18 protein-coding genes and 1 pseudogene are annotated in these 19702 nt (G+C 69.7%); 13 read left to right on the plus strand and 6 right to left on the minus strand.

The window, feature by feature from the left end; translation table 11 throughout:
- The 7 genes from FHX32_RS27070 to FHX32_RS27100 form a co-directional block, all read left to right on the plus strand.
- Positions 1-776, plus strand: a 776-nt coding sequence (locus tag FHX32_RS27070; RefSeq protein WP_167189326.1) for a PH domain-containing protein, incomplete at its 5' end; no start/stop codon positions are given.
- A gap of 89 nt (positions 777-865) precedes the next feature.
- Positions 866-2068, plus strand: a complete 1203-nt coding sequence (locus FHX32_RS27075) for an erythromycin esterase family protein (protein ID WP_167189329.1) — start codon at positions 866-868, stop codon at positions 2066-2068.
- A 163-nt stretch (positions 2069-2231) separates the two neighbouring features.
- On the plus strand, positions 2232-2597 hold the full coding sequence (locus FHX32_RS27080; RefSeq protein WP_167189332.1) for a nuclear transport factor 2 family protein: 366 nt from the start codon (positions 2232-2234) through the stop codon (positions 2595-2597).
- Positions 2598-2815: 218 nt separating this feature from the next.
- Positions 2816-5401 (plus strand): rifamycin-inactivating phosphotransferase, encoded by a 2586-nt coding sequence (gene rph / locus FHX32_RS27085; protein ID WP_486481414.1) that lies wholly within the window; start codon positions 2816-2818, stop codon positions 5399-5401.
- Between the two features lie 247 nt (positions 5402-5648).
- Entirely contained in the window at positions 5649-7385 is a 1737-nt protein-coding gene (locus FHX32_RS27090; protein WP_167189339.1) for an IS1634 family transposase, read from the plus strand.
- A 58-nt stretch (positions 7386-7443) separates the two neighbouring features.
- On the plus strand, positions 7444-8019 hold the full coding sequence (locus tag FHX32_RS27095; RefSeq protein WP_167189342.1) for a hypothetical protein: 576 nt from the start codon (positions 7444-7446) through the stop codon (positions 8017-8019).
- Positions 8020-8028: 9 nt separating this feature from the next.
- Positions 8029-8286, plus strand: coding sequence for a hypothetical protein (locus FHX32_RS27100; protein WP_167189345.1), 258 nt, complete (start codon positions 8029-8031; stop codon positions 8284-8286).
- 6 nt (positions 8287-8292) lie between these two features.
- Here the strand turns inward: FHX32_RS27100 and FHX32_RS27105 are convergent, their stop codons facing one another.
- Positions 8293-11274 carry a Tn3 family transposase gene (locus FHX32_RS27105; protein ID WP_167189348.1) on the minus strand — a complete coding sequence of 994 codons (2982 nt, stop codon included), beginning with the start codon at positions 11272-11274 and terminating at the stop codon, positions 8293-8295.
- A gap of 137 nt (positions 11275-11411) precedes the next feature.
- On the opposite strand from FHX32_RS27105, the gene FHX32_RS27110 reads away from it, so the two are divergent.
- The gene (locus FHX32_RS27110; RefSeq protein WP_167189351.1) at positions 11412-11750 is read left to right on the plus strand and encodes a hypothetical protein; all 339 of its coding nucleotides are present in this window, start codon (positions 11412-11414) and stop codon (positions 11748-11750) included.
- 91 nt (positions 11751-11841) lie between these two features.
- Here the strand turns inward: FHX32_RS27110 and FHX32_RS27115 are convergent, their stop codons facing one another.
- From FHX32_RS27115 to FHX32_RS27130, 4 genes are all read right to left on the minus strand, one after another.
- Positions 11842-12423 carry a GNAT family N-acetyltransferase gene (locus FHX32_RS27115; protein WP_167189354.1) on the minus strand — a complete coding sequence of 194 codons (582 nt, stop codon included), beginning with the start codon at positions 12421-12423 and terminating at the stop codon, positions 11842-11844.
- A gap of 443 nt (positions 12424-12866) precedes the next feature.
- The gene (locus FHX32_RS27120) at positions 12867-13844 is read right to left on the minus strand and encodes an ABC transporter permease subunit (RefSeq protein WP_167189356.1); all 978 of its coding nucleotides are present in this window, start codon (positions 13842-13844) and stop codon (positions 12867-12869) included.
- On the minus strand, positions 13841-14740 hold the full coding sequence (locus FHX32_RS27125; RefSeq protein ID WP_167189359.1) for an ABC transporter ATP-binding protein: 900 nt from the start codon (positions 14738-14740) through the stop codon (positions 13841-13843). Before FHX32_RS27125 ends, FHX32_RS27120 begins: the two co-directional genes overlap by 4 nt.
- On the minus strand, positions 14737-15132 hold the full coding sequence (locus tag FHX32_RS27130; RefSeq protein WP_167189362.1) for a GntR family transcriptional regulator: 396 nt from the start codon (positions 15130-15132) through the stop codon (positions 14737-14739). Before FHX32_RS27130 ends, FHX32_RS27125 begins: the two co-directional genes overlap by 4 nt.
- A 179-nt stretch (positions 15133-15311) precedes the next feature.
- Here FHX32_RS27130 and FHX32_RS27135 point away from each other — a divergent pair, with 179 nt between their 5' ends.
- The 4 genes from FHX32_RS27135 (at position 15312) to FHX32_RS27150 (ending at position 17896) form a co-directional block, all read left to right on the plus strand.
- Positions 15312-16151, plus strand: coding sequence for a helix-turn-helix domain-containing protein (locus tag FHX32_RS27135; protein ID WP_396835922.1), 840 nt, complete (start codon positions 15312-15314; stop codon positions 16149-16151).
- A 66-nt stretch (positions 16152-16217) separates the two neighbouring features.
- Entirely contained in the window at positions 16218-16799 is a 582-nt protein-coding gene (locus FHX32_RS27140; protein ID WP_167189368.1) for a dihydrofolate reductase family protein, read from the plus strand.
- A gap of 125 nt (positions 16800-16924) precedes the next feature.
- Positions 16925-17068 carry a hypothetical protein gene (locus FHX32_RS27145; RefSeq protein WP_167189371.1) on the plus strand — a complete coding sequence of 48 codons (144 nt, stop codon included), beginning with the start codon at positions 16925-16927 and terminating at the stop codon, positions 17066-17068.
- 54 nt (positions 17069-17122) lie between these two features.
- Positions 17123-17896: a uroporphyrinogen-III synthase gene (locus FHX32_RS27150; RefSeq protein ID WP_167189374.1), complete on the plus strand. Its 774-nt coding sequence runs from the start codon at positions 17123-17125 to the stop codon at positions 17894-17896.
- On the opposite strand, the pseudogene FHX32_RS27155 reads toward FHX32_RS27150, so the two are convergent.
- A pseudogene (locus FHX32_RS27155) lies at positions 17857-18129 on the minus strand (integrase core domain-containing protein); the annotation flags it as partial. The gene FHX32_RS27150 and the pseudogene FHX32_RS27155 overlap by 40 nt on opposite strands.
- A gap of 120 nt (positions 18130-18249) precedes the next feature.
- Between FHX32_RS27155 and FHX32_RS27160 the strand changes: the two are divergent.
- Positions 18250-19661, plus strand: a protein-coding gene (locus FHX32_RS27160) for an IS3 family transposase (RefSeq protein WP_486481008.1) whose coding sequence is annotated in 2 segments (ribosomal slippage) — positions 18250-18600 and positions 18603-19661 — 1410 coding nt in all. Because the reading frame shifts where the segments join, the coding sequence is not laid out codon by codon here.
- The last annotated feature ends 41 nt before the right edge of the window (positions 19662-19702 follow it).

The raw sequence follows: 19702 nt of genomic DNA on the forward strand, positions 1-19702 counted from the left end.
ACTTCCGGCTGACCCGGGTGACCACCCCGGCCGGCAGCGTGCTGCGTACCACCCAGGGGCTGTTCAAGACCCGCGAGGTCGACCGGGACGACGACCGGCTGCGCGGCGTGGAGATCTCCGAGCCGGTGCTGTGGCGGTGGCTGGGCACGGCGGACATCAACGTCATCAGCACCGGCCTGACGATGTGGAGCATGACCCCGGCCACCACCGTCCTGCCGCGCGGCCCGGTGCGGGTGGCGCGCTCGGTGGCCGCCGCGGTGCTCGACGCCGACCCGAACCCGTTCGAGGCGCCGCTGCGCCGGCACCCGCGGGCCGCCCTGCGCCGCCGACTCGGCTGGGCGGCGCTCGTCGGGGTGGCGCTCACCGGGGCGCTCGCCGGGCTGGGCGCCGTCCTCGACCTGCCCCGGTTGTGGCTGGCCGGGCCGGCGTCGGCGCCGCTGCTGGCGGGGGCCGCAGTGGTGGCGTACCGGGCGCTCGGGCACACGACGGTCGGCGGATACCTGGTGCTCCGGTCTGGGCTGGTCAGCCGGTCCACGGCGGCGGTACGCGGTGGCGCGGTGATCGGCTGGCGGGTGCGGCAGAGCCTGCTGCAACGCCGGCTCGGCCTGGCCACGCTGACCGCCACCACGGCCGCCGGACACGGCCGGTACGCGGCGGTCGACCTCGCCGCCGGCGACGCGGTCGACCTGGCCGACCGGACGCTGCCCGGCCTGCTCGCCCCGTTCGCCACCGCACCGCCGGATCACCACCCGTCGTCGCCCCGGCAGCTCGCCTGAGCAGACACCGGCTTTGAGGGTTTCACGGTGGCTTCCTGCTTGTATCGACGGAAAGTCTCCATCGTCGGTTCAACGATACGGTTCAGGATATGACTGTTGGTATCACGGACGCCGCCCATGTCGCCGACGCCGCTACCGTCATGCGGCTCCTCCCGGCCCGGCCGCGGCTGCTCGCCCTGGGCGAGCCCACCCACGGCGAGGACGCGCTGCTCGACCTGCGTAACGACCTCTTCCGGCAGCTCGTCGAGCAGGCGGGCTACCGGACCATCGCGATGGAGATCGACTGCCTGATGGGGCTGATCGTGGACGACCACGTCACCTCGGGCAGCGGCACCCTGGACGACGTCATGGAGCGCGGCTTCAGCCACGAATGGGGCGCCTTCCCGGCCAACCGCGAACTGGTGCGCTGGATGCGCGCGTACAACGACGGCCGGCCCGCGTCCGAGTGGCTGCGCTTCGCCGGCTTCGACGGCCCGCTGGAGATCACCGGCGCGGCGAGCCCTCGGCAGGCCCTCACCGCACTGCACGCCTACCTCGCCGCCCGGGTGGACACCGACCTGCTTCCCTGCACCGCGGAGACGCTCGACCAGCTGCTCGGCGCCGACGACCGGTGGACCGAACCCGCCGCCATGATGGACCCGTCCCGGTCCGTGGGGCAGACGCCCGAGGCCGGACAGCTGCGGCTGCTCGCCGACGACCTGGTGGCCCTGCTCGACGCGCAGACACCGCACCTGATCGCGACGTCCACGCCGGACGACTGGGACCGGGCGCGCCTGTACGGTCGTACCGCAACCGGCCTGCTGCGGTACCACTTCTGGATGGCCGACCCGTCGCCGCGGCGGATCGCGCGGCTGCTGGGCGTGCGGGACTCGATGATGGCCGCCAACCTGCTCGCCCTCGCCGAACGGGGTCCGACGCTGGTGAACGCCCACAACAGCCACCTCCAGCGGGACAGGAGCAGCATGCGGATGGGCGGCCTGCCGCAGGAATGGTGGAGTGCCGGGGCGATCGTCAGCGCCCACCTGGGCGAGGGCTACGCCTTCCTGGCCACGGCCGTCGGCACGATCCGCGACCACGGGGTGCAGATCCCACCCCCGGACACCATCGAAGGGCTCCTGTACGCGGTGCCGGAGGACCGGTACGTCGTGGACGCGCGCCGGCTGGTGGCGGTCCTCGGCGACGTGACGCCCGCGCCCCGCGTGTCCCCCTGGTACGGCTACGCCCCGCTGGACCCGGCCCACCTGGCGAGCATCGACGGGATCGTGTTCGTCAAGGACTCGCCACCGAGCTAGCCGCCCGGCGCGGCTGGCCGGCACCGCGTTCGACCGGCGCGGTCGGTCGCAGCCGCACCGTGCCGGCCGGACATCCTGCCGTTCCGCCCCGTCCCCGTCACATCCGGCGGTTAGCGTCGCTGGGTCTGCCGTCCCGGGCAGGCCCAGCGAGGGGAGACCGCCGATGTCGCGCAACACCGAGACCGTCGAGACCTACCTGGACGGCTTCCGGAAGAACGACCACGCCCAGATCCTGTCCTGCCTGACCGACGACATCGAGTGGACGGTCTTCGGCGCGTTCCACCTGAAGGGCAAGCAGGCGTACGACGCCGCGATCGAGGGGCCCGGGTTCGTGCCGCCGCCCCGGCTGGAGGTGGTCCGCATGGTGGAGCAGGGCGACACGGTCATGGCCGAACTCGTCGGTTCGGTGCGGCGCGACACCGGCGAGGAGATGCGGATGTCGATGGCCGAGGTGTTCGTGCTACGCGACGGCAAGATCGCCGAGCGTCGCGCCTGGGTGATCGAACTCAAGGAGAACGACCACCGCTGACCGCCGCCGGAGTCGGTCCGCAGGCGGACGACCAAAAGAGCAAGGCAAGGAGATCAGTCTCCTTGCCACTTCTAACGTATAGCGCACCGGGGGGCTTGCGGCAAGACCCGTGGCATGCCGCAGAATCGTCGGCCCGAGGCCACAACCTGCGGAAATGGGGGCACGGCGTGCGTGTGTCAGAGTCGACGAACGGGGGACGCGGTGACGTCGGGCAGTACGTGTTGGATCTTCACGATGTCGACGAGACGCAGGTCGCGGTCGTTGGCGGCAAGGGTGCGCACCTGGGCGGGCTGTCGCGGATCGACGGCGTCCGCGTGCCGGCCGGCTTCTGCGTGACGACGGACGCCTTTCGGCGGATCATGCCGGAAGCGCCGTCGATCTGCAGTCGGCTCGATCAGCTGGCGCGCCTGAACCCGGACGACCGGGAGGCGGTCCGCACGCTCAGCGCGGAGATCCGCGAAACCATCGAAGGGATCGGCGTCCCCGACGACCTGACGGCGGCGATCACCCGCGCGCTCGCCCAGCTCGGCGACCAGGCCGCCTACGCCGTCCGGTCCAGCGCGACGGCGGAGGACCTGCCGACGGCCTCCTTCGCCGGCCAGCAGGACACGTACCTCAACGTGGTGGGCCCGGCCGCGATCCTCCAGCACGTCAGCCGGTGCTGGGCCTCGCTGTTCACCGAGCGGGCCGTGACCTACCGCCAGCGCAACGGGATCGACCACCGCAGCGTCCACATGGCGGTGGTCGTGCAGCGGATGGTCTTCCCGCAAGCGGCCGGCATCCTGTTCACCGCCGACCCCGTCACGTCCAACCGAAGGGTCGCCTCCGTGGAGGCCAGCTTCGGACTCGGCGAGGCCCTCGTCTCCGGCCTGGTGAACCCGGACGTATACAAGGTGCGCGACGGCGAGGTCGTCGCCAGGGCGATCGCCGCCAAGCAGCGTGCTGTCCACCCCTCGCCGGCGGGCGGGACGCGGGAACAGCCGATCGACCCGGAGCTGCGGGAGCAGCCGGCGCTGACGGATGCGCAGGTCGTCCAGCTCGCGCAGCTCGGCCGGCGGATCGAGGCGCATTTCGGTCGCCCCCAGGACATCGAATGGTGCCTGGTCGACGACGGCTTCCAGATCGTCCAGAGCCGGCCGATCACCACGCTGTTCCCCATCCCCGGGTCCGGCGACGGAGAGAACCACGTATATCTCTCCGTCGGTCATCAGCAGATGATGACCGACGCCATGAAGCCGCTGGGGCTCTCCTTCTGGCAGATGACGACCCCCGCGCCGATGGCCGAGGCCGGCGGCCGCCTGTTCGTCGACGTCACCCGGAGGCTGGCGTCGCCGACGAGCCGCGCCGGCCTCCTGGAGCTCGTGCGGCAATCCGATCCGCTGACCGGGGACGCGCTGCGGACCGTCCTCGAGCGCGACGGCTTCATCCGGCCGCTCCCGGACGAGGGCCCCGCCGAGCCACTGGCCGGCGGCGCGCCGGCCCCGATCGAGACCGATCCGGCAATCGTCACCGAGCTGATCGGGCGCAGCGAGGCCTCCGTCGCCGCCGCGGAGCGCGACATCCGTACCAAGTCCGGGGCGGAGCTGCTCGACTTCATCCGGGCGGACCTGCAGGAGCTGAGGCGGATCCTGTTCGATCCGCGGAGCCATCAGGTGTTCATGTCGGCGATGGAGGCCACCTGGTGGCTCAACGAGCAGTTGAAGGTGTGGCTGGGCGAGAAGAACGCGGCGGACAGCCTCACCCGGTCCGTGCCCCACAACGTCACCTCGGAGATGGGGCTGGCGCTCCTGGACGTCGCTGACGTGATCCGCCCGCATCCGGACGTGGTGGCGTTTCTGCAGCAGGTTGAGGACGACGGTTTCCTGGACGAGCTGCCCAGGCTCGCGGGCGGGCGGGCGGCGCGGGACGCCATCGCGGACTGGCTCGACAGGTACGGCATGCGCTGCGTCGGCGAGATCGACATCACCCGCCCGCGTTGGCGTGAACGCCCCTCCACGCTGGTGCCCATGATCCTCGGCAACATCAGGAACTTCGAGCCGGGAGCCGGCGAGCGGCGCTTCGAACAGGGGCGGCAGGAGGCCCGGAAGAAGGAGGAGGAGCTGCTCGAACGCCTGCGGGCACTGCCGGACGGGGAGCGCAGGGCCGACGAGACGAAGCGGATGATCGACCGGGTCCGGACCTTCATCGGGTACCGGGAGTATCCGAAGTACGGCATGGTCAGCCGCTACTTCGTGTACAAGCAGGCCCTGATGGAAGAAGCCGAGCGTCTCGTGCGGGCCGGCGCGCTTCGTGAGAAGGAGGACATCTTCTACCTCACGTTCGAGGAGCTGCCCGACGTCGTGCGTACGAACCGCGTGGATGACCAGCTCATCGCCCGGCGCAAGGAGGCTTTCAGGTCGTATCAGGCGCTCACGCCGCCCCGGGTGCTCACGTCGGATGGCGAGGCCATCGTCGGCGCGTACCGACGCGACGATGTGCCGGCCGGTGCGCTGATCGGCCTGCCGGTCTCCGCCGGAACCGTCGAAGGGCGGGCCCGCGTCATCCTGGACCTGGCACAGGCCGATCTCGAACCGGGCGACATCCTCGTCACGACCCACACGGACCCCAGCTGGACGCCGCTCTTCGTCGCCGTCGCGGGCCTGGTGACGGAGGTCGGCGGATTGATGACCCACGGCGCCGTGATCGCACGGGAGTACGGCTTGCCGGCCGTCGTCGGCGTGGTGGATGCCACCCGACTGATCCCGGACGGGCAGCGGATCCGAGTGCACGGAACCGACGGGTACATCGAGGTCCTGCCGGACTGATCGCCGTGGCTTCCGGCGAGACGAAATGTCCCGGTAGCACCGGCGGGGCCGCGGGCGGAAAACCGTTTGAGCCTTCCTTGCGCGTTCCCGTACCCGAGTTCGACAGTTGGTGGGCATGCGGGGCGGGTTGGCGGCGGATCTGTGCAGGTGAGAGGGCTGGCGCCCGTCTGAGACTGCCCGGAGGCGTGGGCAAACGGATTTGCCGTGGGTGTTGCTCCTATCAGGCTTGTTGCCTGATGATGCGGGCATGTACTTGCGGAAGATCCAGCGGCGGAACAAGGACGGGTCGGTGGTGCGCTACCTCCAACTCGCCCACAACCGGCGCGTCGGCGGCACCACGCAGGCCGAGGTGCTGGTCAACTTCGGCCGCGAGGACCGCCTGGACGTCAACGGCCTGCGGCGGCTGGTCGCCTCCATCAACCGCTACCTCGGCGAGGAGGACGAGGCCGCCGCGCCGCTGGGCGCCGATGAGACCGGGCCGCTGACGGTGGAGTCCTCCCGGCCGCTCGGGGCGAGCTGGCTGCTCGACGGGCTGTGGAGACTCCTGGGCATCGACACCGCCCTGGCCTCCCGCGTCGACGGGCGCAAGTTCCGCACCGACGTCGAGCGCACCCTGTTCGCGCTGGTCGCCAACCGGGCCATCGCCCCCGCCTCCAAGCTCGCCGCCGCCGAGTGGGCCACCCGCGACCAGGTCATCCCCGGCCTGGACGCACTGGCCGAGCAGCACGCCTACCGCGCCATGGACCTGCTCGTCGCCGCCGATGTCCACGCCGCCGTGCAGGAAGCGGTGTTCTTCTCCGCCGCCCACCTGCTCAACCTCGAAGTCGACCTGGTCTTTTTCGACACCACCTCCACCTACTTCGAACGCGACACCGCGGACGACCCGGACGGCGAGGGCTCCAGCCTGCGCCAGTACGGGCACTCCAAGGACCACCGCAAGGACCTGCCGCAGATCGTCATCGGACTGGCCGTCACCCGCGAAGGCATTCCCGTGCGTTGTTGGACCTGGCCCGGCGGCACCAACGACCAGACCGTGATCACCGAGGTCAAGGACGGGCTGCGCGACTGGCGGCTCGGGCGAGTGGTCACCGTCTGCGACACCGGGTTCTCCTCCGAGGCCAACCAGTCCTACCTGCGTCGGGCCGGCGGCCACTACATCACCGGCATCAAGATGCGCGAGGGCTCCCACCGCGCCGATCAGGCCCTGGCCCGCCAGGGCCGCTACCAGCAAGTGCGCGACAACCTGCGCGTCAAAGAGGTCCGCCTCGACGGCGACGAGGGCAGGCGCTTCATCATCTGCCACAACCCCGCCGAGGCCGAACGCGATGCCGCCCGACGCGAAGACCAACTCGCCGCGATCGGCGAGGAGTTGGCGCGCATCAAGGCCGCCCGGGAAGCCGACGCGACCAAGGCGAAGGCCAAGGCGGCCAAGACCGGTAAGCGCCCCACGGCCCCTTCGGACGCCCCGCACCGCAAGGCCGAGTGCGCGCTTCGCGACCATCCGGCCCTCGGCCGCTGGCTCAAGCAGCACCCCACCACCGGGCGGCTGTCCATCGACGCCGCCAAGGTCGCCGCCGAGTCCCGCCTGGACGGCAAATACCTCCTCGCGACCAGCGACCCCGACCTGTCCGCCGAGGACGTCGCACTCGGCTACAAGAACCTGCTCGAAGCCGAACGCGCCTTCCGCACGATGAAATCCACCCTCGACCTGCGGCCGGTCTACCACCGCCTCGACGAGCGGATACGCGCCCACGTGCTGCTGTGCTGGCTCGCCCTGCTACTGATCCGCGTCGCTGAGCGCCGCACCAAGCAGACCTGGCCCAAGATCGCCGCCGAGCTCGGCAGGATCCACCAGGTCACGCTCTCCGGCCCCGCCGGCAGCCTCCAGCAGACCACCCGGCTCACCGACACCCAGGCCAAACTCTTCACCGACTGCGGTGTCCCGCTCCCGCCAAAGATGAGCGACCTCAAGACCGCCGAATAGCCGCTGAGCTGGGAAAACGCGCTTCGGAGCCGTGGGCAAACGGCCCCGAAGCCTCCCCATGCCCATCACCGCAGGTCAGCCCGCAGATCCGCCACCGCCGCATGCCCACCAACTGTCGAACCCGGGGCCAGGTGCCGACATTGTGCGGGCACATGGTGTCGTCCTCGATCGCAAACGTCAGCTCGGCGGTGGTGTCGTAGGCGCGCGCGGTCAAGGCGCCCGGCACCCGGGCGGCCTCACCGTCATGGACGGAGGATGCGGCGCCTGGCTCGAGAACCCACACTACTCGGGCGGCGCCGGAGGGGTCATCGTCAAGACTCGATACTCCTGCGACCTCGGCTTCACCATGACCGTCACCGGCGCCCTGAGTTACCTGTACTACTGCGGCAACAACCAGCCAACCGGCAGCCTAGAATCCGGCTGGACCAACAGCCAGGGCTGCCAGCCGGTGCGCAGCTCCAACTACTCAAGCTTCGCCGTCGGTTCCAATCAGACCGTGACCAGGTACACGCCCGATGTCGGTCAGTCCGGCTCCCCGTACAAGGGCTGGTACATCGCATGCACCCGGTACTACCGCACGGGCGTCACGGGCTCAATCCGCGTCTGGAGTCCGCCAGCGTACGTCAATTGGTAACGTGGTCCCATGGACCCGGCGCCTGAGCAACAGGACAACTGGGTGCCGGACCTGCGTACCCTGCGGTGGGCCGCCGCGCAGGTCGATGCCGAAGGGCTTGCCGCAGCGATCGCGCACGACGTCCCGCTACGGACCGACATCCCAGCCGGCCTGACGCAAGAACTTTGGCGGGCGGCGGCCGACGCGGCGTACGAGGCTACTTGGTGGCCGATCCTGCAAGTCGCGCAACGCCTTCGGGATGAGCCCAACCAAACGACCGAGAGTTGAGCGAATTCACTGACCGATTGGGGTGGGCGTCATCGCTGTTCCTCCGTCGGTGCCTCGCTCGTAGTCGATGCGTTGGTCGAGGTCGAGCTGGAACGTGCCGTGCAAGGCCACGTTGGACCAGAACAGCCGGGTCAGGCCGCGCAGATCGTGTTCGGTGAGCCGGGCCGCCCAGTCCGGTTCGGCCAGGACGCGGTCGACCATGCGGGTGTTGACCAGCACGAGCGCGGACTGGAGCAGGTGCAGTGAGAGCATGGAGATCTCCTGGGCCTCGCGGTCGGCGCCGGGCAGCTCGGCCTCGCGGCCGTAGTGGATGGCCACGTTCGCCGAGTTCCACTGTTCGACCACCTGCAAGCCCTCATGGATCTCGCGGCGCAGCGCAGGGTCGGCGAGGTAGTCGGCGATGAACGCCGTCCGGACCGCGCGGCCGAGTTCCTCGATCGCGGCGAGGGTGGGGTGTTTCGGGCCGCGGGTGTTGAACCGGCGCAGGATCTGCTCGGCCTCGGCGGTGCCGAGCTGCAATGCCCGCGCGTACTTGATCATCTGGTCGTATTCGCGGGTGATCAGGTCCCAGTTGATCGCCCGAGTCAGCACCGGCTCCAGCCCCGGATAGGTAGCCCCCTCAGCGGGCCGGTAGAGCCGGGCGGCGCCGATGTTCTTCAGCCGGGGCAGCAGCCGGTAGCCGAGCAGGTGCGTGAACGCGAACCCGACCACCGACGCGCCGTGCGTGTCGGTGTAGTTCGCGGTGATCTGTGAGTCGACGTCGGCGGCGTGCCGGATCAGGCCCTCCATCATCGCCGCGACCTCGGACGACGAGCAGGTCTTGAGCTGCGAGTACACGCACACGCTCTTACGCTCGACGTGCCAGTAGATCATCACACCGGGGCCGCCGTAGCGGGCGTGCCACTCGGTCATCAGGTTCGACTCCCACGACCCGAACTTCTTCGAGTCGGACGCACAGGCAGTGCCGGCGCCCCACCAGCGCGGGTCACGCTCCCGCAGCGTCGCCCCGACCACCGCGGCGATGGCCCGCCGCAGACCGTCGCGGTTGACGAACAGGTGCCGCGTGCGCCGCAGCTGCGCCTCAGTGACGCCGTGGTCACCGGAGTGCACGATCCGCTTCACGCCGATGTTCGTGCCCAGCGCGAACAGCACCAGCAGCAGCCGCTTACGCAGCTCGCCCGGGGCCAGGTGCTCGCGGGTGGCGATCGACGTGAACTCGGTGTGCAGGTCGGTCAGCCAGTCGGTCTCCTTGAGCAGGTCGAGCAGGCTCACCACACCCCACCGACGGGTCACCTCCGCCTTGACCGCGTCCAGGTTCGCCGGGACCGGCTGGGCCGGCTGCTTCGACACCGAGATCCACACCTGCCCCTTACGGACCCCGACCGACGTGCCCGCCGTACCAGCGCGCATCGCGGCCGCCCACCGGGCCAATGACGTGTCCACCCGCGACCGCAGCGCGGTGACGAACTCGGTCGGGTCGGTCGGCTGCGCGATCGCGGTGTAGTGCACGTCGCGGTGCAGGTCGAAGTCGACCGGCAGATCCGTCTCCGGGTTACGCCAGGCACGGGCGCCCTCCACCCAGATCTCGCGCCGGCGCACGGCGTCTCGCAGCGCCAGCAACGCGCACAGCTCGTACGGAATCCGCTCGACCCGGCCACGGTCGTCGATGACCGCCGGTCGCCAGTCGGCCTTGACCACCCCGTCCAGCGGCACCCGGTCGGCCCGCTCGTAGTGGGTGAGCCGGCCGTCGCGGTCCTTGTACCGATGCAGTAACTCCAGGGCGTCCATCACCGGCCGGTACGCCGTGTTGTTGCACCGGAACGTCAACGCGTCCAGCAGCTTCGGCAGCATCGTGCGGTAGTGGTGCGAGTACGAGCTGGCCAGCACCGTACGCACCCGCTGGCGTCGCCGCGACTCGGTAGCCTTCGCCTCGGCCACCAGATCCTTGAGGGTCTGCTCACCGACCGCCGGATACACCACGTCGCGGACGATCCCGTCCGGGTGGGCCACCGACACCCCGGCCAGCCGGTACAGCACGTTGTCCTTGTCCGCGACCCGGCGGAACTCCGCGATCTGCTCCCGCTCGACCCGCCGCTCCGCCCGCGTGTTGATCACCCGCACCAGGTCGATGAACAACTCGACCAACGAATCGGTGACCTCGGTCTGCCGGCACCAGCACAACACCGCCAGCAGCGTCAGAGACACCTCCGGCGGGTGGTCGCGGCGCAGCGTCGACGGATACTCCGCCGCCGCCCGCGCCCTCCACCGGGCGACCCGCTTCTCCGCGACGTCGGCGAACAGCCCGGCCGGAAGCCCGATCGTCCGGACCCGACGCAGCTTCACGATCTCACCCAGCAGAGTCTCCAGGCCCAGCTTGCCCGGGTCCGCCTTCAACTCGTTGAAGAAACTCACCCCGCCAGCGCCGTCGGCATCCGCCTCGGCGTCCTGGTCGTCGCCGAGGATCGCCCACAACGCGGCGGTCACATCAGCGGGCAGCCGGCCCACGGTGTCCTCGCAGAACCGGGCGTCAGCGATCCGGTTCGCCGCGCCCACGATCCGGTCCATCCGGCCCGGCTGCTCCAGCTTCTCCGCCCGGCACCGGGCCAACACCGCCTCGCGCTGCCGGTCCTCGTTCAACTCGCTCGGACAGACCTGCTCGGCCAGCCACGCGATCATCTTGTCCTCGTCGCCCCGAGAGAACATCCGGAAACCGAACGCGTCACGGATCTGGACCCGATACCGCTCAACGCCGCGCCCCGTCACCTCGAACTCGGCGTCCGGCACGCCGAGCTGCCGCACGAGATAGTCCACCGCGGCCGGCGGGACCTCGCCGACGTGACGCGGGAACCGGCCCTCGATCTCGAAGAACTTCACCATCAACGCAAAGCTCAACCGGCGGCCGCCGTGCAGCCGCGCCATCAGCTCCAGATCAGCATCGACCAGCGTCCACGACGCGATCAGGTCATCGAGTTCCCACTCCCGGCGCACCGCAACACCCTGACAGACGACGATCAACGGCTGACGGCGACCCGGAACCCGACGTCGATACGCTGAACGCCGACCCCACGCCCGGCGAACACGAAGGACAGACCATGCGCAGGTGGGTACGGTACGAAGCTCCGATCATGGTCTGCGTCGACTTCGGCGACGACGGCTACACCGGCAAAGTCGTCACCGTCGCCCTCGGCGACGACCCCGACGACATCCGCCTCGCCCGCGACCACCGCGGCCACTTTCTCGTCTACGACGACACGATGGAACCCGTCTCCAGCGGCGAACAGCAGGCGAACCGCGCCATCACCATCGCCGAGTACCGCGAATGGCCCGAACGCCTCGACTGGGAAGAAGGCCCCGACGTCCTGCGCTACCCCGACCTCTACGGCCCCGCCGAAGCCGCCGACGACCAGGACGAAGACGACGACCTCGAACCACTCGACCTCCACGAGCGCGGTGCCGTCCACTGACGCCCGTACCTGAACAGCCAAACCGGCCCCGCCAGCACGCAACAACGCTGCGCGGGGCCAATCCGTCTCCTACGACACCTAAACACCAAGATCAAATATTTGCGGTGCTGGGACAGCTACCCAAGCGCGGGGCCTCCAACGAGCCCGCGGGAAATTCGGAGTCGATGAAGCGGGCGTCGCTGCGCTCCAGCTCCCAACGGGCGCGCATCGTCGCCGGGGAGAACCCGAAGCGCCCGTAGATGCTTCCCTCACTTGCGCTCAGCGCGGCCAACGGTTCGCCGCGCTCCAAGGCTTCGTCGAACATCGCCTGCATCATGCCGCGCAGGAGTCCGCGCCGACGGTGGGTCGCGATCACGGCAGTTGCCGTGACACCACCGAACGGCACAGCACGCAGCCCTGGCACGGTGATGGTCAGCGAGAGCATCGCCGAGCCGCCCACCAGCTTCCCGTCCACGAAGGCGGCCTGGGGATGGAAGTGGTCATCCATCACCTCATCGGCCCAGGCTTCCAACTGCTGCTCGGTGGCCGGCTTTCTCGGCGGCGGCCACGCTTCCGGACCGCCGTGCCCCGAACTGGGAGCCGGCTCCCAGTTCGGCAGCCCGTTGACGTACGGCAGCACCTTGAGGTAGTCGACTGCCTCGGAGCGTTCGACGGGTCGGATCTCAATCTTCACGAGCCGCAATCCTTCAGGTCGGCCAGCGCCGAGGCAACGAGGATTCGGTAGCTGCCCAGTCGTCGACGGCCTGCCCTGACGGCGGGGAACGTGTGACGGCCCGTTCCGTCCCGGCACACAGCGCCAGGTCACCATCGGCGCATTACTGGATTACCGGTAACACCAATCCAGCAATCCGAGCGGACCAATCCGGACAAATTGGCAGCGCATCATAATGACTGTTCTTGTGCGTAATGGCTCAGCCTGGTGTACCCACGTACTCGTCGGTCGCCGGCAGACTGCAGGTCGAGAAAGAGATCCTGCGCAAGGCAGCTTCCGATCGCGGCATAACCCGGTGTCCAGACCCCCAGGGGAAGCCCAGTTCTGCCATCCACCCGGCGTGAACGTCGACCACCGCCCGGCCAACAAGCCGAACAGCACCGTGAAACGTTCGTGTCAGGGCACTAGATCGTACGGCGCCGTACCCGCCACACCACCACACCAATCAGGACCGCCGCGACGGCGACGAACAGGGCCGCCTCGATGAGCTGGAACGTCCAGAACCGGTCGGCCGGGTGGTAGATCTTGAACTGCTGGATGCCCCGCGCGTGCAGGAACTGGTTGAGGTTGGTGCCGGCCCGGTTGGCGGCGGCCTCCAGCTCGTAGTACTCGGTCCAGCTCAGCCTGCGCCCGATGGCGTCTGCGTAGCCGTGTTCGATCGTCCAGGAAGCGTTGCTGGGCACGGGCCGGTGCCCCGCCTGGTCCTTCGAGCCGCCGACGGGGACCGGCTCCATGGTGGTGAGCGGCGCGGCGTACGCGGGACGGGCCAACAGCGCCACCGGCATCCGGGCGGCGAGGAACGCCGCGAACGCGACGCCGAACGCGGGCAGGCTGCGCCGCAGGATCGCCCCGGCGGCGGTGGCGACGCCGAACGCGAACAGCGCGTACGCCACCGGAACAAGTCCCTCCAGGTCGAAGGCGTCGTACTGGAATCGCCCTTCCCACGCGTCGAATGGCTGACGGAACCAGGTGAGCACCGCGGTGAACATCCCGGTGAGCGTGACGGTGACGCCGGCCAGTGCCGCGAGCTTGGCCGCCAACCAGCGCATCCGCGGCACGGCCTGCGTCCAGGCGAGCTGCCAGGTGCCGTCCTCCAGTTCGCGCGCGAGCAGTGGCGCACCGAGGAACGCACCGATGACGACGGGGACCAGATAGAAGGCCGCCAGGAGGTTCTCGACGTACCCGTACTCCTCGTCGAGCCGGCGGAAAGAGGCCGTGCAGGCCTCGTTGATACCGGCCTCTCCCGCACACCGGGCGGGACCACCGGGGAACAGGTCGTGGGCCTGCGTCCCGAGCACGAGCAGGGCAATGCCGAACATGCCGACGAGCAGACCCAGGACGCAGACCTCGGTCCGGTGCTGGCGCCAGATCAACCACGTCACACCGCCACCCCCGACGTGACCGCGGCGCTCGGCTCGGACGGCCGGCGCAGGTACGCCAGCACCAGGTCCTCCAGCGCGACCGGCTGGGCCTGCCACCCAGGCGCGGCCGGGATCGCGCCGTCGCGTACCAGCAGGGTCGTGTGCCGGTCGCTGTGGACGGCCTCCACGACGGCGCCGGCCCGGTCGAGGTCGGTGGCCGTGCGCGGGCCGACGAGCAGCCGGTGCTCGGCGAGGAGGGTGTCGATGTCACCGGTGAGCGTGACCCGGCCGTTGTTGAGCACGACCAGGTGGTCGCAGACGCGCTCCAGCTCGTGCACGACGTGGGAGGAGAACAGGACGGTCACCCCGCCTTCGGCCACCGCGCCCATGAGGACCTGCAGGAACTCGTGCCGGGCCAGCGGGTCGAGGCTGGCCACCGGCTCGTCGAGGACAAGCAGGTCCGGCCGCTTCGCCAGGGCCAGAGCCAACGCGACCTGGGCCTGCTGCCCGCCGGAGAGCGTACCGACCCTGCGGTCGAGCGGGATGCCCAGCTTCGCCAGCCGGCCTGCGGCTAGCCCCTGGTCGAACCGCAGGTTGCAAGCCCGGCCGAAGCGGAGCATCTCGGCGACGGTGAAGCGCTTGTACAGCGGGTGGTCCTGGGCCAGGAACCCGACCCGAGACAGCGTTTGCGGGGTGCTGGCGGTGACGTCGTGGCCGAGGACCTCCACCGTGCCGGTGCTCGGTGCCAGCAACCCGACGACCAGGCGCAGCAGCGTGGTCTTGCCCGCGCCGTTCGGCCCGACCAGGGCGATCACGCCGCCCGCCGGCAGGGCCAGGGTGCAGTCGCGCAGCGCCCAGCCCTTCCGGTACCGCTTGCCCACACCGTCGGTGCGCAGCGCGAACTCGGTCGCTGTCACGCCACGTCCTCATTCCTCGTCTGCTGGTGGACGGAAGTAAAGAGCGCGTTGACCGCCTGCTCGTCGAGGCCGGCCGCGTAGGCGCGGCGCAGCCAGGTCGCCAGGCCGCGGCGCAGCGACGTGTACGTCGATGCCGGCATCACGGCCGACTGCTGTTCGTTGACGAACGTGCCCTGGCCGGGCCGGCCGGTGACCAGGTTCTCCTGCTCCATCTGCCGGTACGCCTTGGCGACGGTGTTCGGATTGATCGCCAGGTCCTCGACCACCTCGCGGATGAGCGGGAGGCGGTCACCGGGTTGGAGAAAGCCCAGCAGCACCGCCTGGCGGACCTGCTGGACGAGTTGCAGGTACGGCGGTACGCCGGAGTGGGTGTCGAGCCGGAAGACGAACACGGTAGCCCTTTACTGGCCCTTTACTGCTTTGCTAGTACCTTAGTAAAGCAGCAGGTTGGCGGTCAAGAGAGCCGACGCGCCCGCACGACCGTGGCACCAGATCCGGGCCGTCCTCGGTGGCGTGGCGGGATGGAACTTGCTCCACTGCCCAGCCCAGGGGCGTCTGCGATGCTGTGGGCGTGGAGTACGTGTCCAGAGTGCCGCGACCGCCGCTGGACGGGCTGATCGACGACCTTTACTACCTGGAGGGTGCGCCGCCGTACGCCCGGCTGACGCTGCCGCCCGCGCCGTCGGCGTTGCTCATCGTCAACCTCGGGGCGCCGTTCCGCATCCGCGCCGGCACCGACATCGAGACGGCCGAGTACGCCGACGGCTGTGTGGTCACCATGCCCACCCGCGCGTGGGAGTTCAGCTATCCGCTCCGGACCCGGTCCGTCGGCGCGCACGTCAAGCCGTGGGGGCTGGCGCCGTTTCTGCCGATGCCCGCGGCCGAGCTGTGTGACCGGCCGGTGACGGTGGAGCAGGTCTGGGGCCGGCCCGCCATCGCCGAGCTGCGAGACCGGCTGGCCACGGCGGACGGACCGCACGAGATGCTGACGCTGCTCGAGGAGGAGCTGATGCGACGGCTGTGCGAGACCGCCGGCCTGGGGCTGGTCCGCCATACGAGCAGCGCCATCGCGGCGACCAGCGGGGCGATGTCGATCGGCGACCTGAGCGTGGCAGCCGGTGTCAGCAGCACTCACCTGGCCCAGCGGTTCAAGGAGCTCATCGGCGTCACACCGAAGCGGCTGGCCCGCACCTACCGCTTCGCCGCCACCGTGTTCGCGATCAACCCCGCCGGGCCGATCGACTGGGGCGAACTTGCCGGTGGCGCAGGCTACTTCGACCAGGCCCACTTCGGCCACGAGTTCCGGGCGTTCACCGGGCTCACGCCGACCCGGTACGTCGAAGTCCGGCGGCGGTTCCTGCGCGAACATCCCGGTCACGTGCTGGACGGCTGGCCGCTGCCGGCCGATTGATTTCTTACAAGAGCGGCAGCTCACGACCCGCTAATTTGGGGGCACCCCAGAGCAGAGGAGAGCCTCGTGGGCAAGGTGGTCATGTACAGCTCGGTGTCGGTGGACGGCTTCATCGCGGACGAGAACGACCAGCCCGGACCGCTGTTCGACTGGTTGGTCAACGGTGACGTCCCGTTGGACTCCAGCGGCGAGGTGAAGGTGTCGCAGACGTCCTACGACTACACCCGGCCGTACTGGGACCAGATCGGAGTGACAGTCGTCGGCCGCCACGTCTTCGACCTGACGGACGGCTGGGACGGGAAGCCGCCGGGCGGGATCGACCACGTCGTCGTCGTGACCCACCGGGGCAGGCCCGAGGGCTGGCACCCCGAGGCGCCGTTTCACTTCGTCGACGGCGTCGAGGCAGCCGTGGCCAAAGCACAGGAGCTTGCGGGTGACCGCATGGTCGAGGTCGCCGCTGGCGACGTCGGTGGCCAGGTGCTTGCCGCGGGTCTGGTCGACGAGGTGCGCATGGACGTCGTACCCGTGGTGTTCGGGTCCGGCAAGCGCTACTTCGGGCCGGTCCACGCGCAGCACCTGCTGGAGGATCCTGACGTGGTGATTCACGGCAACCGGGTGCTTCACCTGCGCTATCGGGTGCGCCGCTGATCGATCTGACGGTGCGGAAGCCGAGGGCGACGCGACGGCCTGGCCCGCGGCTCGCCGGCGCGGCTGGTGTCCTGGCACCACACACGCCCACACCCGGCCAACCGTGAGTCAAGTCGAGTTAGTGCGTGACCTTGCGGGCGTGGACCCTCGAGGATGGCCTGCTTTTCGGCGGGGATGGCGGGGCGAAGGTCTGTGTCGTGCCATTGATCGCGATGGTCGCCGAGCGCAGCAGCCGCGGCTGCTTGATGACGTTGCGGATCGCCAGCTGAGTCGGCAACCGAGACCTCGCCACCGACGCTGGTGGCTCTGCAAGGATGGTGGCCATGGCGAGCTTCCACGCGCGGTACGTGTCCGGTGATCCCGACGACGTATGGCGCGACCTGCGCGGTCTTGGCCTACAGGTCTTCGACGCCCCGTACCGCGAGGACGCCGAGGCGGTGGCGCGCGAGTTCGCCGACCGTGCCCGCAGGAACGTCGAGACGCTCGTTGAGCGGCTGCAGGCGCGGGGCTTCCGTGCGGAGGAGAACGACGACGAGGGGACGCCGTGTCGCGCCCACGTTCCCCCGTCGCCGGGCGCGCCCGCGCTGGCCGACTGGCTGGAGGTGACGTTCGCGCCGTTCCCGATGACGATCAGCGCGTGGATCCGGCAGGTGGGCGATGTGTGGCTCGTCGGGGAATTGCCGGGTTGGCCGGCCAGCGTGCTCGCGGACCCGTTGGTGGTGCAGCTCGAGTGGGCCGAGCGGGGCGGCTCGCGCTCCTACTACGAGGCCGAGCACGCCGCGTACCTCAGGGACACCGCGCGCCGGGACGCCGGCATCCCGTTCCAGCTCGACTACGCGCCCGACGAGCTCCACAAGGCGAACATCAGCGGCGACGCGCCCTACGGCATCGACCTGCCCGGCCCCGGAATCGACGGGAAGGTGGGGCCCTCGATCTGGTTCGTCGACGATCTCAACACTGCGTTTGCGGCCGGCGGATTTCCCGGTGCGCTGTGGGACGAGGGCTACCAGGAGCCGCCCGCCGGATTGCGTGAACCGCCCCGGGTTCTGTGGAGACCTCAGCTGTTGACTCCGACCACCTCGCGGGGCTGGGGTTGAGCGTAGAACGTCGATTCGTGTTCGGTGGGTGGGACGTGCCCGATGGCTGAGTGCAGGCGCTGGTTGTTGTACCAGTCGACCCACTCGGCGGTGGCCAGTTCGACCTGGGCGAGGCTGCGCCACGGGCCTCGGGGTTTGATCAGTTCGGTCTTGTAGAGGCCGATGGTGGATTCCATCAGCGCGTTGTCGAGGGCGTCGCCGACGCTGCCGATCGAGGCGTCGATACCGGCGTCCCCTGTCTGCCAGGGTGAGTTGAGGCCAACGGTTCATAGCAAGTCCGTCTGGCAGGGCGAGTTCAGGATCGAGATGCGTTGAGTACTGCTGTTGATATGACGGTGGCCCAGGATGGGGTCATGAGTCGCAAGAAGGGTCCGCGGTCGGACGGGCCGCGGGCGCGCCGGTCGTTCAGCCCGGGGCAGAAGCTGGACCTGTTGACCCGGTATGAGCAGGCTGTCGCGGCGGGTGAGGGCGGGGCGTTTCTGCGGCGGGAGGGCTTGTACTCGTCGTTGATGAGTGAGTGGCGCCGGGCCCGCGATGCCGGGCTGTTGCAGGGCAAGCCGGCTGGGGAGACGGTCGGGCGGCCCAGCGCCGAGCAGGCCGAGATCGCCCGGTTGCGGCGGGAGCTGGAGCGTACGCAGGCGAAGCTGGCGCGGACCGAGACGGCGCTGACGATCATGGGAAAAGCGCGCGAGCTCTTGGAGGAGATCTCCAGGAGCGAGCCGGACGATCCGGACGTGTTCGGGCTCGGCAGGCGCTGATGGACACCTACCACGCGTTGACCGGTGCGGGGACCACCACGCGGGACGCGAAGCGGCTGACCGGGATCGCCCGGTCCAGCGCCGATCGTGACCGACGTCGGCCGACACCGTCACGCCCGGCGCGGCGTCCGCCGGTGAACGCGCTCAGCCCGGCCGAACGGGAGCAGGTCCTGCAGCTGCTGGACAGTCCCGAGTTCGTTGACGCCGCGCCGGCGCAGATCTACGCGGCGTTGCTGGACCAGGGTGTGTACGTGGGCTCGATCGCCACGATGTACCGGATCCTGCGCGAGCACCGGCAGGTCCGCGAGCGGCGCAGGCTGGCCCGGCACCCGGCCCGCCGGCGTCCCGAGCTGGTCGCTGACGCCCCGAGGCAGGTCTACAGCTGGGACATCACGAAACTGCCCGGCCCTGCGAAGAGCGTCTACTACGACGCCTACGTGATGATCGACATCTACTCCCGGTACATCGTCGGGGTGCGGGTGCACGCCCGCGAGTCCGGGCCCTTGGCCGAGGCCATGATCCGCCAGGTGTTCGACACCCACGGCGTCCCGCACGTGGTCCACGCCGACCGGGGCACCTCGATGACCTCGAAATCCGTCGCTGACCTGCTCGAGGACCTGGCCGTTACCCGCTCACACTCCCGGCCGAAGGTGTCCAACGACAACCCGTACAGCGAGGCCTGGTTCAAGACGTTGAAGTACGCGCCGGTGTTCCCCGACCGGTTCGCGTCCCTCGCGGACGCCCGAACGTTCATGACCAACTTCGTGACCTGGTACAACCATGCCCACCGGCACTCCGGCATCGGTCTGCACACCCCCGCCGACATCCACCACGGCCGGCACCACACGGTCCGCGCCCACCGGGAGGACACCCTGGCCGCAGCCCGCGCCGCGCACCCGGAACGGTTCAGCACCACCCGGCTACTACCGAAGATCCTCGACCTGCCCGAACAGGTCTGGATCAACAAGCCCGACCAGGAAACGAAGCCCCTCCCACAAGCCGCTTAACTCCCGCTGGCCTCAATCCCTTGACACGTTCCGGTCGAGCA

This window comes from Micromonospora sp. CNZ280 (assembly GCF_011759515.1).

Coding starts and splice junctions, on each gene's coding strand:
- FHX32_RS27110 (WP_167189351.1), top strand. CDS start 11,412: ATGGTCTGCGTCGACTTCGGCGACGACGGCTACACCGGCAAAGTCGTC.
- FHX32_RS27080 (WP_167189332.1), top strand. CDS start 2,232: ATGTCGCGCAACACCGAGACCGTCGAGACCTACCTGGACGGCTTCCGG.
- FHX32_RS27090 (WP_167189339.1), top strand. CDS start 5,649: ATGTACTTGCGGAAGATCCAGCGGCGGAACAAGGACGGGTCGGTGGTG.
- FHX32_RS27095 (WP_167189342.1), top strand. CDS start 7,444: ATGCCCATCACCGCAGGTCAGCCCGCAGATCCGCCACCGCCGCATGCC.
- FHX32_RS27150 (WP_167189374.1), top strand. CDS start 17,123: ATGGCGAGCTTCCACGCGCGGTACGTGTCCGGTGATCCCGACGACGTA.
- FHX32_RS27075 (WP_167189329.1), top strand. CDS start 866: ATGACTGTTGGTATCACGGACGCCGCCCATGTCGCCGACGCCGCTACC.
- FHX32_RS27100 (WP_167189345.1), top strand. CDS start 8,029: ATGGACCCGGCGCCTGAGCAACAGGACAACTGGGTGCCGGACCTGCGT.